The organism is Streptomyces ipomoeae 91-03, assembly GCF_000317595.1.
Lineage (GTDB): Bacteria > Actinomycetota > Actinomycetes > Streptomycetales > Streptomycetaceae > Streptomyces > Streptomyces ipomoeae.
This window is the reverse complement of sequence record NZ_AEJC01000649.1, coordinates 1-10,833: the sequence shown is the minus strand read 5'-3', so window position 1 is coordinate 10,833 and position 10,833 is coordinate 1. Positions and strand designations below refer to the sequence as shown.

Sequence of the window (10,833 nt, the reverse complement as noted above, 5' to 3'; positions counted from 1 at the left end):
GGCCGTCGCCACCGCCGTCGCCGAGGCGCTGGTGCAACGCTTCACGGCGGGCGACTCCCGGAGCAGGGGAACCATCCTGGGCAGGTTGCGGGACTGGGCAGGCTCCGACGGTGTCCCGGCCCGGTTGGTGGCCCTCACCTTCCCCGCCATGGCGGGAAAGGATCTCGCGTGGTGCCGCGGTCAGATCCTGGCCGACGACGAGATGGCCTCCGGCATGGTTCAACTGACCGGCCACGCTCTCGACGAGTCGACCACCTACCCGTCCATGCGTGACGTCCTCCTGGCCTGGTGCCGGGAAGCCGGCGGTGCGTCGCGGCCCGATCCCGCCCTGGAGGAACTGCTCAGGGGCGGCGGCCCTTCTCTGCCGTGGTCAGCCCGTCGTCAAGCTCGGTTCCAGGGCCCGTGCGTGTCGTCAGAAGAAGCCCGGCTTCTTCGGCGAACAGGACACCAGAAGGTTCTTCGTCTGCTGGTGGTGCACGGTGTGTGCGGTGGCATGACCAGTGCGAATGCGGGATGTGAAGGGAGCCGGGCAGAGTGTGGCCCGGGTATGGTCCGTATCTTGATCGCAGCCTGTGCCAGGACTTGTTCGGGTGGGGTACTGGTATGCGAAGGCCCCGGCTCCGGGGGCAGCCTCAAGGGACGGGTCGGATACCCGTACCGGCACCCGCGCCTGCCGACGAGAACGGCTCCCTCGCCGTGGAGTTCTGCCAGACGGCCCGTTCGGCCATGTGCCGCGGTGCTGCGGCGCTGTGGTGCCGCGGTGCTCCAAGTGGCGTCCTGGGCGGTGGGCACGCGTGCTGTGGGTGGCGTGCGCGTGCCCACCATGGGAGCGCTGCGGGAGCTCTGAGCGATCCGCGTCACTGTCCCGACCAGGACATCGAATTCAAGGGAGGTCGAACCGGTCGAGGTTCATCACCTTGTCCCACGCGGCCACGAAGTCACGTACGAACTTCCCTCCCGCCTCCTGGGCCGCGTAGACCTCTGAGACGGCTCGGAGCTGGGAATGTGCACCGAAGATGAGGTCGACCGCGGTGGCGGTCCACTTGACCTCGCCCGTGGCGCGATCCCGGCCTTCGAATACGTCCTGCGCCGAGGCCAACGCCTTCCACTCCGTGCCCATGTCGAGCAGGTTGACGAAGAAGTCATTGGTCAATGTCTCCGGCCGGTGGGTGAAGACGCCGTGTGGGGATCGCTTGAAGCCGGTGTTCAGAACCCGCATGCCGCCGATCAGCACCGTCATCTCGGGAGCGGTCAGCGTCAACAGGTTGGCGCGATCCAGCAGGAGGGTCTCCGGCGACAACTTCTCTCCCACCCGGAGGTAGTTGCGGAACCCGTCGGCCCTCGGTTCGAGCACGGCGAACGACTCCACGTCGGTCTGTTCCTGCGAGGCGTCCGTGCGCCCCGGTGCGAACGGGACCGTGATGTCGTAACCGGCGTTCTTCGCGGCCTGCTCGACGGCCGCGCACCCGCCCAGGACGATCAGGTCGGCCAGCGAGACCTTCGTGCCACCGGCGTGCGAGGCGTTGAAGTCCTGCTGGATCTGCTCCAGCTTCTGCAACACCTCGGCCACCTCGGGCAGGTGGTTGACCTCCCAGTCCTTCTGCGGCGCGAGTCGAATCCGTGCCCCGTTGGCCCCGCCACGCTTGTCGGTGCCGCGGAAGCTCGCTGCCGACGCCCAAGCGGTGGTGACCAGCTGGGAGATGGACAGTCCCGAGGCGACGATCCTGCTCTTCAGAGCAGCGATGTCCTCGTCCGCGACGAGTTCGTGATCGACCTCGGGGACGGGATCCTGCCACAGCTGCGGCTCGGGAACCCACGGGCCGAGGTAGCGCGTGACGGGTCCCATGTCGCGGTGCAACAGCTTGTACCACGCCTTGGCGAACGCTTCCGCGAGCCTGTCCGGGTTCTCGTGGAAGCTCTTCGCGATCGGGCCGTAGACCGGATCCAGCTTCAGCGCCAGGTCCGTCGTCAGCATCATGGGAGCGTGCCTCTTCGACGGATCATGAGCATCGGGCACCGCGTCCTTGGCCGCGGGGTCCGTGGGAGTCCACTGCTTGGCGCCGGCGGGGCTCGTCGTCAGCTCCCAGTCGTACCGGAACAGGTTGTCCAGGTACCCGTTGTCCCACTGGGTCGGCTCGGTGGTCCACGCGCCCTCGAGCCCACTGGTGAGTGTGTCGGCACCTTTGCCGCTGCCGTACGTGTTCCGCCAGCCGAGGCCTTGCTGCTCGATGGGGGCGGCCTCGGGTTCCGGGCCGATGTACGCGGGATCGACGGCGCCATGACACTTGCCGAAGGTGTGGCCGCCGACGATGAGCGCGACCGTCTCCTCGTCGTTCATCGCCATGCGCCCGAATGTCTCGCGAATGTCCCGGGCGGCGGCCAGCGGATCCGGGTTGCTGTTGGGCCCCTCCGGATTGACGTAGATCAGTCCCATCTGCACGGCACCGAAGGGAGTGGCGAGTTCCCTGTCGCCGCTGTAGCGCTCATCTCCGAGCCAGGTGTCCTCGGGCCCCCAGAAGATTTCCTCGGGCTCCCAGATGTCCTCTCGTCCGAAGCCGAACCCGAACGTCTTGAACCCCATCGATTCCATGGCACAGTTGCCGGCGAAGACCAGAAGGTCGGCCCAGGAGATTTTCTGGCCGTACTTCTGCTTGACCGGCCAGAGCAAACGGCGCGCCTTGTCGAGGCTCGCGTTGTCCGGCCAGCTGTTGAGAGGGGCAAAGCGCTGAGCGCCGGAGCCGCCACCGCCCCGGCCGTCGGCGACCCGGTACGTGCCCGCGGCGTGCCAACTCATCCGGATGAAGAGCGGCCCGTAGTGGCCGTAGTCGGCAGGCCACCAGTCCTGCGACGTCGTCATCACCTCGAAGACGTCCTGCTTCAGCGCGTCGAGGTCGAGGGTCGCGAACTCTCTGGCGTAGTCGAAGTCCTCGTCCATCGGATTGGAGCGGGACGAGTGCTGGTGGAGAATCTGAAGGTCCAGCTGATTCGGCCACCAGTCCCGGTTTGTCTTGGGCCGGGTCGCCGTGGGGGTCGGGGAGGCGATTGCTGGGTTTTCGCTTTCGCTGCCGGACACGTCCGTCCTTCTTTCTGCCTCGGTGTTTCCACGCACAATGCCGATGATTGTGATGTGTCGGCGTCCGTATGGTCGCGCACCGCAGAGGGCACCGCTACGAAACACGCAGAGCACCCCCGCATGACAAACGGACGAGAAGAGGCTGCTTTTCTGCTCCCGTGTGGATTTCCGGTACAAGCCGAATCTGCGTCCCGGGATCTCCTGACAACAAACCGTCAAGGAAGTGGTCGGGAACTCACGCCGACACCATGCGCACTGCAGATCTGGGCGGTTCGGTCGCGGGCGGGTCCGGGACCATCACTCAGATGGCGGGAGAGGCGGGCGACAACGAGGCGGCCTCGGTCTGGTTCCGTGACAGTCAGGGGTCCGCGTGCAGGAGGGCTTGCAGCTCGCTGAACAGCTCGTTGCCGACTACGGTATCGCGGTTGCGCAGGTGCGTGCAGGGTCTCGGAGACCCTGAAGGCAATGACAGACGAGTTCGAGCGCCGGCACGGCTTTCCTCCGGGAGCCAATGAGGTCCGGCCGGCCGACCACGCCGACCAGGCCGCGGCTCGCACGCTTGCCCAGGTCGGCATCGTCCCTGCCGATCTGGTCACCTTCTACGACAACATCGGCGACGTCACCTGGGCGGACGTCGGCAATGGCTACTTCGTCGACCCGGCGGGTGATGGCCTTCTACGGTTCAAGCAGTACGGCGCTGTCGATGTCGGCGTGGACAAGAATGCCGGTGGCCTGGTCATCGGCTCGAACGGCGGTGGCCTGTCCTATGTCGCCAGCCCTGGCGGAGTGATCTACCGGACGCGAACGGCGTCGCTGGACGAACCCGATCTCGACCGGGTGGCTGATGACCTGCGGCAGTTTCTCGAGCTGCTGGAGCGATCCCTGACACGATTCGTCGCCAACGGCGAGTCGGGATGCCTGTAGCCGGGTCCTCAGCACTTCATTGTGTCAGCCGCTGTTATTCGAGCTGATCCCACTCGGCCCGAAGGCGCTCGGCCCTGGCTTCGGCTCTTCGTAGCCTTCGCTCCAAGGCGGCCCGCGAGGGCGTGGGAGGGGTGCTCGCCGTCTTCTCAGACGTGCGCTGCCGGGGAACAAGCCATCCGCCGCGCTCGTAGGCCGAGATCATTCGCGCCTGAGGGCACGAGCGGCCGTTCGATCGAGGGCTGCGGTCATTGGTCGAATCTCACGACTGGATCACGGTCGGGTCCCACGCGTGGAGGCCGTGTGGATCTTGTGTCTATTCTGTGCCGCCGGGCTTCTGGTGCTTGAACCAGGTGCCGGTCCGGGCTGAAAGGGGGTGCCGTGAACGGGGCACAGAGCGGTTGGCGAGACGAGTACGAGAGTCACCCCGAGTACCAGGCCATCCTCGCCAGACTGGAGACGCCGTGGCGGAAGCGGCCGGTGGCACTGACGACGGGCGGTGTCGTCGCGGTGGCCGCAGTCTTCTTCCTCGGCGTCTGGGTCGGGAGCTCCGGCGACACCTCGGGTCCCTCTTCCTCTGACTCGTGGGTGCAGACGCAGGTGGACGGCCAGTCGCAGGACGGCCGACAGCAGGACAACGAGCCTGTCGGTCTGACCTTCGCGCAGAAGAGTCAGCTGCTGAGCAAGTTCTGCAACACAGAGGCCGGTGGCCCGTACGACGTGTCGGAAGCCGCGCTCCTGGATTGCCTGAGCAGCTATTACGTGACCGACCAGGGCCAGGTACTGCCCAAGTAGCCGGGTCGTCGGTAACCCGCCTCCTGGACTTCATGGAGACCGAGTGGGTGAGCACCAGGGCAAGCTCGCCGACGCGCTCCAGGCAGGGTCCGAAGAAGGTCGCGATGGCACTTTCCGAGATCGTCGAGACCTCCGGCACCCTGGAACAGTTCAGGAAGTTCGTCGCAGAGCACGGAACCGTCGAGCAGAAGCAGGCGGTCAAGCACTTGAAGAAGTGGCGGGGATACTCCCGGAAGGTGTACCCGGCCATCGAGGTGGCGTCCGACTACCCGACGGTCGACTGCGAGGCCGACGGCGCCACCGAAAAGGTCCTCGCCCTCGAAAGGCAGTCCCCGTACATTGCCGAGGCGTTTGCCGCATGGTGGCAGATCGATGAGCCCTCGGTGATCCAGGTCTTCGGCTGCGGCGGCGAGTACACCGCTGGGACGTCCCGCATCCGGACCGACAGCGCCAAGGCAAACGGTTCGTGCTTTTGACCTGGTGGTTCGTGATGTGATCTCAGTCCTTGCCCCAGGAGTGCTGGGAGGATGGCGCGCCGCGGCTCCTGGTCCATGCCGCGCGGGAGGCCCGCCGTCGGCAGGGTGTGGATGTGGCCCACGTCCGTCGGTGGGCCATGACCCGGTCGATGTGGGCCAGGGGGAAGGCGGCGGGGAAGCCGAGACGGAGGCCCCGTTCCGCCGCGTTCATGCGGGAGCCGGCGGGGCCGGCCGATGTCGGCCTACCGTCGTCCACCGAGGGCCGATGCGGTCGGACTCATTCGGATCCTTGGCCGGGAGGGCGGGAGCGAGGCGTTCATCGTCACCGGACGTCGTGGCAAGAAGGCCACCGACCCGGAGACCGGCCGGGTGTTCACCGACAACAGCGGGTAGAAGGTCGTGGTCGGCGGCGGTGTGTTCGTCGTGCCGTTCGCGCAGCAGAAGTTCACTCTCGACCTGTCCTCGCGGTACATCCCTGTCGCCGTCCGTGCGCGGCGCGGTCACCCTGCGCGGGGTGAAGGCCGATCTGGACGGCGTCGCGATCGTCAAGGTCGGTGGCACCGAGGATTCGATTCGCGCCGCCGCCCAGCGGTTCTTGAAGCAGCAGGACGGCATCGTGGGCTTCACGCATGGCCGAGGCCGTCCGCCGGCAGGAGATCCTCGCCGAGCAGGAGAAGGTCGCCGAGCGGCAGGCCGCCCTGATCGACCGTCAGTTCGACACGCAGGTCCGCGACCCAGCGGATGCCCAGCGGCACGCCGCCGAACAGGAAGCGGAGGCCAAGCGGGTGGCCCGGGTCGAGCAGGCCGAGGCCGAGCGCCTGGCGGGCATCGCCGCCGCGCAGGCGGAGGCGGAGCGGGCCCGGCTGACCGGTGAGGGCGAGAAGCAGTGGCGCAGCGCGTTGGCCGAGGCGGAGGCCGTCGAGGGTCTCGAGCGGGGTGAGGCCGAGCGGGCCCGTCGCGCGGCGATCGCGGACGTCGTACGGCTGGAGGGCGAGGCCGATGCGGCGGTGATCGGTGCGAAGGGCGCGGCCGAGGCCGAGGCGATGCGGAAGAAGGCGGACGCCTTCGCCCGGTACGGCGACGCGGCCGTGCTGCAGATGTTCGTCGAGGTGCTGCCGCAGGTCGTCGCCAAGGCGTCCGAGCCGCTCAGCGCCGTGCAGAAGATGACCGTGATCTCCGCCGACGGGGCCGGCCGTATCTCGCGCGCGGTAGCCGACAACGTCGCCCAGGGCCTGGAACTCCTCGGCTCCACCCCAGGAGTGGACCTCGCCGAGCTGCTGATGGGCATCACCCAGCGGACCGCCACGGCCGCCGAGCCTGGGGACGCGCCGGCACAGATGAACGGAAAGGTCGAGATCACCGGGTGACACCGGCCGTCCTCCGCACGGGCCCGTCGAACCTCTCGGCGGGCCCGTGACGTGGACAGGTCTCAGATCTCCTGGGCGGGCCAGTCGAGCAGACGGGCGCCGATGACGCAGACGGGCGCCGATGACGGCGGTCCGGAAGGTGTAGCGGTGCATCGGGTCGGCCGGGTCGGCCCCGGTCAGCTGGTGGATGCGCTCCAACCGATGGGTCAGCACCCGTACGCTGAGCGCCGGCCTCCGGGCCGCCTCAGCGGCGGTGGAGCCGGCCTCGAAGTACACCTCCAGCGTCCGCAGCAGGGGCTCGGCACCTCCTCTGACGGCCCGCAGCGGCCCGAGGGCGCTGAGCACGAGGTCGGCCATCGCCTGCCGGTCGCGCGTGAGCACCGGATAGACCAGCAGGTCGGCTGTGTGTACGACGGGTTCGTCGAGGTCGAGCCGCTCGATGAGTTCGAGGGTGCTGAGTGCCTCTTCGTAGGAGTGGACCACGCCGCCCGCGCCGGGCTGCGGCGGCCCGACGGCCACCCGGCTGCCGTCCGTCGCCGCGTGCGCCTGCTTGGCGGAGAAGGCGAGGACGTCGCCGTGGTCGCCGGGCGCGCTGCGGATCAACTTGCCGTTCTTGGCGGCCGGCGGGATGCGCCGGTCGCCGAAGCGGGATACGAGCCTTCCCGAGATGCTCGCAGAGGAACGGACGACGCGGGCATCGGGAGGACGCAGCCCGCTGGCGAGCGCGTAGACACCCGCTACGCGGAGTGTCTGCGCAGACCGGCCGTCCATCAACAACCAGCGCGTCGAAGGGCTGCTGAGCGTCTACGACCGGCCGCCCGACCTGGATCAGTGGAGTCCGGGCTGGATCAGCGGAGTCCGGGGCGAAGCGGTGACCCTCCGGGACTCGTCTCGATGGAAGGGTGACTCTCCGGGGCTCGTCCCGCTGGAAGAGGGCGCCGGGTCAGACCTTGATCACGGCGACACGTCCGCTGCACAGGGTGGTGAGGCGCCGCCGTCGTGAGGATCGCGATACCGGGTCGATCGCGGCGAGGGCGGTGGCGCTGCGCTCTGCGCGCAGGTGGACGATCGTCGCGGACTTGGCGAAGCGGGAGAGGAAGGCGGCCTCCTCCATCGCGGTGTCGCCGCCGCCGATCACGGCGATGTCCTGGTCCTTGAGGAAGAAGCCGTCGCAGGTGGCGCACCAGGAGACCCCGCGGCCGGAGAGGGCGTCCTCGTTGGGCAGGCCGAGTTGCGGTGCTGGGAGCCGGTGGCGACGATGACGGCCTTCGCCCGGTGGAGCGTGCCCGCGGTGGCGGTGACGGTCTTGAGCTCACCGGAGAGACCGGCGGAGACGATGTCTTCCGGGATGAGCTCGGCTCCGAAGCGCTCGGCCCGGCCGCGCATGTTGTCCTTGCATGTTGTCCTTGAGCTCGGAGCCCATGATGCCGTCCAGGAAGCCGGGGAAGTTCTTCACCTCGGTGGTATTCATCGGGGCCCCGCCCGGGGGTGACGGCGCCCTCGAACACCAGCGGCTTCAGCGACGCGCGCGGTCTGCAGCGCCGCCGTACAGCCGGCGGGTCCGGAGCCGATGACGATGACGTTGCGGATCTCGCCCGTGCTCAGGCCGTCTTCTCCGGGGCGACCTCCTCGATCAGGCCCTCGACGAGCTTCTTGATCTCGTCCCGGATCGGCCGGACGGCCTCGACGCCCTGGCCCGCGGGGTCGTCGAGCTGCCAGTCCAGGTACCGCTTGCCGGGGAACACGGGGCAGGTGTCGCCGCAGCCCATGGTGATGCAGACGTCCGACTCCTTCACCGCGTCGACGGTGAGCATCTTCGGGACTTCGGCGGAGATGTCGATGCCGACTTCGCGCATGGCCTCGACGGCGGCCGGGTTGACCTGGTCGCCCGGGTTGGAGCCGGCGGAGCGGACCTCGACACGGTCCCCGGCCAGATGGGTCAGCCACGCGGCGGCCATCTGGGAACGGCCGGCGTTGTGGACGCAGACGAACAGCACGGAGGGCTTGTCGGACATCAGAGGTCTCTCTTGTCTCGCGACGACATCAGGCGCATCAGGCGGGAATGACATCAGCACCTGGTGGTGTCAGTCACCACTGATGTGAGAGTATCAGTCCATGATGACGTCAGTCGACACTGACCTGATCCGGGTGCTGGCCGACCCGCTCAGGCTCCAGATCGTGACCCTGCTGGCCAAAGAGACGCTGTGCACCACCCACCTGGTGGAGGAGACCGGTGCCCGGCAGACCAACCTCTCCAACCACCTGAGAGTGCTGCGCGAGGCCGGCGTCGTGGAGACGGAGCCGTGCGGCCGGTTCACCTACTACCGGCTCAAGCCGGACGTCATCGCCTCCCTCGCCGGCCAGTTCGCCGACCTGGCCGAGTCCGCTCGTACCGCCGCCGACAACAAGCGGTCCTGCCCCTGATCCCTCGCCGTGCCCCGGCGACCGCACCAAGGAGTCTGCATTGACCGCCACCCACGAGAGCGCCGCGGAGTCCACCATGTCCGCCGCCGAGCCCGTCGGGCCCGTGCCGGGCGCCACCCCGCCGCGCGCACCGCTCGCCGCCCGCGCCGCCGCAGAACTCGTCGGTACCGCGGCCCTGGTGGCGGTGGTGGTCGGCTCCGGTATCCAGGCCACCGACCTGACGAAGGATGTCGGGCTGCAGCTGCTGGCCAATTCCACGGCCACCGTCTTCGGCCTCGGCGTCCTGATCGTCCTGCTCGGCCCGGTCTCCGGCGCGCACTTCAACCCGGCCGTCACGCTGGCCGAGTGGTGGACCGCCCGGCGCGGCGGCGCCGGGGTCCCCCTGCGCGAGGCAGCCGTGTACGTCCCCTCGCAGATCGCGGGCGCGATCGCGGGCGCGACGCTGGCGGATGCGATGTTCGGCGAGCCGTTGGTGAAGTGGTCCACCCACGATCGGTCGGCGGGGCACCTACTGCTGGGGGAAGCCGTCGCGACGGCGGGCCTGATCCTGCTGATCTTCGGCCTGGCCCGCACCGACCGGCTGCGCTTCGCGCCCGTGGCCGTCGCCTCGTACATCGGCGCGGCGTACTGGTTCACCTCTTCCACGTCCTTCGCCAACCCGGCGGTGACCATCGGCCGTGCCTTCACCGACACGTTCGCGGGCATCGCACCCGGCTCGGTCGCGGGGTTCATCGGCATGCAGCTCGTCGGCGCCGTGGTCGGTCTGGGCCTGGTGGCGCTGATCTTCAGGCCGGGCCAAGCGACCGAGGGGTCGTGAGGCGCGCCGCGCAGGTGGTGATGATCGGCGACGGCCGGGCCGGACTCACCGTCGGCCACCACCCGCGCCGCCTCGGCCTGGACTTCGTCATCCTCGACGCCCGGACCGAGCCCAACTCGGCCACGGCGACCGGACCGGCCCCGCCTGACGCGACCCGCGAACCCCTTCAGTCACACCTGCCTCGTCGGCAACTCTGGCTTCGCCCGCCACCGTTCAGTGGTGGGGAGGGGTTTGAGGAGCAACGTATGAGCAGGCACACCAGGCGCAGGTCCTCGTTGCAGGTTCGGCTCACGGTCGCCGGAGCCGGTGTCCTCGCCTCCGTCGGTCGACAGGCCCAGGAACGCGTACAGACGACAAGTACGCGGTCACGACGTGGTGGCGGGGGCCGAACTGAACCATGGAAGGGTCATGGGAGTGGAAAATCTGTTCCTTTGAGTTGAGCGGGTGGGGTTCGCGGCGCGGTAGAAAGGTTGTATGGCGCAATCTGAGGGCCCGATCGAGGGCATGGACGATGTCGATGTGGTGACCCGTGCGGTGCTCACCGCGTCGAGACTGCTGGTCGCCGTCTCCGCCCGGTCGCTCGCCGAGGTCGAGGAGCGGGTGACGCTGCCTCAGTTCCGCATGCTCGTGGTGCTGTCCACTCACGGTGCCACCAAGCTGGTGACCCTCGCCGATGTCCTCCAGGTCGCGCCGTCCACCGCGATGCGCATGGTCGACCGGCTGATCGCGGCCGGGCTCGCCGACCGGCAGGCACATCCCACCAACCGTCGCGAGACCGTGCTCCGGCTCACGGAGGAGGGGCGCCGCACCGTCGAGGACGTCACCGCTCGCCGCAGGGCGGAGATCGCCGGGATCGTCGCGCGCCTGGCGCCGGAGCAGAGGGCGGCGCTCGTGGACGCGCTCACGGCCTTCAACGAAGCCAGCGGCGAACCGCTCGCTCCCGCGGCGGACGACACCGAG

Annotated in this window: 8 protein-coding genes and 3 pseudogenes; 7 read left to right on the top strand and 4 right to left on the bottom strand. The window is 68.7% G+C overall.

The genetic code is table 11. From position 1 onward, the window contains the following. Nucleotides 1-883: 883 nt before the first annotated feature. Nucleotides 884-3,073, bottom strand: coding sequence for a catalase/peroxidase HPI (katG, locus tag STRIP9103_RS42805; RefSeq protein WP_009340687.1), 2,190 nt, complete (start codon nt 3,071-3,073; stop codon nt 884-886). A gap of 465 nt (nt 3,074-3,538) precedes the next feature. On the opposite strand from katG, the gene STRIP9103_RS42800 reads away from it, so the two are divergent. From STRIP9103_RS42800 to STRIP9103_RS42785, 4 genes and pseudogenes are all read left to right on the top strand, one after another. Next, complete coding sequence (locus STRIP9103_RS42800; protein ID WP_009340684.1) at nt 3,539-3,997, top strand: hypothetical protein; 459 nt, start codon at nt 3,539-3,541, stop codon at nt 3,995-3,997. A 378-nt stretch (nt 3,998-4,375) separates the two neighbouring features. Continuing rightward, nucleotides 4,376-4,789, top strand: a complete 414-nt coding sequence (locus STRIP9103_RS42795; protein WP_009340704.1) for a hypothetical protein — start codon at nt 4,376-4,378, stop codon at nt 4,787-4,789. A gap of 32 nt (nt 4,790-4,821) precedes the next feature. Next, nucleotides 4,822-5,265 (top strand): hypothetical protein, encoded by a 444-nt coding sequence (locus STRIP9103_RS42790; protein ID WP_048822104.1) that lies wholly within the window; start codon nt 4,822-4,824, stop codon nt 5,263-5,265. A 279-nt stretch (nt 5,266-5,544) separates the two neighbouring features. Then, a pseudogene (locus STRIP9103_RS42785) lies at nt 5,545-6,632 on the top strand (flotillin domain-containing protein). Between the two features lie 62 nt (nt 6,633-6,694). On the opposite strand, the pseudogene STRIP9103_RS47985 reads toward STRIP9103_RS42785, so the two are convergent. From STRIP9103_RS47985 to STRIP9103_RS42775, 3 genes and pseudogenes are all read right to left on the bottom strand, one after another. Next, nucleotides 6,695-7,370: pseudogene (locus tag STRIP9103_RS47985) on the bottom strand (PucR family transcriptional regulator); the annotation flags it as partial. Between the two features lie 277 nt (nt 7,371-7,647). Then, nucleotides 7,648-8,237: pseudogene (locus tag STRIP9103_RS42780) on the bottom strand (NAD(P)/FAD-dependent oxidoreductase); the annotation flags it as partial. Then, nucleotides 8,234-8,647: an arsenate reductase ArsC gene (locus STRIP9103_RS42775; RefSeq protein ID WP_048822103.1), complete on the bottom strand. Its 414-nt coding sequence runs from the start codon at nt 8,645-8,647 to the stop codon at nt 8,234-8,236. The gene STRIP9103_RS42775 and the pseudogene STRIP9103_RS42780, both read right to left, overlap by 4 nt. Nucleotides 8,648-8,747: 100 nt before the next feature. On the opposite strand from STRIP9103_RS42775, the gene STRIP9103_RS42770 reads away from it, so the two are divergent. The 3 genes from STRIP9103_RS42770 to STRIP9103_RS42760 form a co-directional block, all read left to right on the top strand. Continuing rightward, the gene (locus tag STRIP9103_RS42770) at nt 8,748-9,056 is read left to right on the top strand and encodes an ArsR/SmtB family transcription factor (RefSeq protein ID WP_009340691.1); all 309 of its coding nucleotides are present in this window, start codon (nt 8,748-8,750) and stop codon (nt 9,054-9,056) included. Nucleotides 9,057-9,096: 40 nt separating this feature from the next. Next, the gene (locus STRIP9103_RS42765; protein WP_009340700.1) at nt 9,097-9,873 is read left to right on the top strand and encodes an aquaporin; all 777 of its coding nucleotides are present in this window, start codon (nt 9,097-9,099) and stop codon (nt 9,871-9,873) included. 504 nt (nt 9,874-10,377) lie between these two features. Next, on the top strand, nt 10,378-10,833 hold a 456-nt coding region (locus tag STRIP9103_RS42760), incomplete at its 3' end, for a MarR family winged helix-turn-helix transcriptional regulator (protein WP_048822101.1).

What these genes read in the sequence shown, in the direction of transcription:
- STRIP9103_RS42790 (WP_048822104.1), top strand. Translation starts at nt 4,822, where the DNA reads ATGGAGACCGAGTGGGTGAGCACCAGGGCAAGCTCGCCGACGCGCTCC.
- STRIP9103_RS42775 (WP_048822103.1), bottom strand. Translation starts at nt 8,647, where the DNA reads ATGTCCGACAAGCCCTCCGTGCTGTTCGTCTGCGTCCACAACGCCGGC.
- STRIP9103_RS42770 (WP_009340691.1), top strand. Translation starts at nt 8,748, where the DNA reads ATGATGACGTCAGTCGACACTGACCTGATCCGGGTGCTGGCCGACCCG.
- STRIP9103_RS42800 (WP_009340684.1), top strand. Translation starts at nt 3,539, where the DNA reads ATGACAGACGAGTTCGAGCGCCGGCACGGCTTTCCTCCGGGAGCCAAT.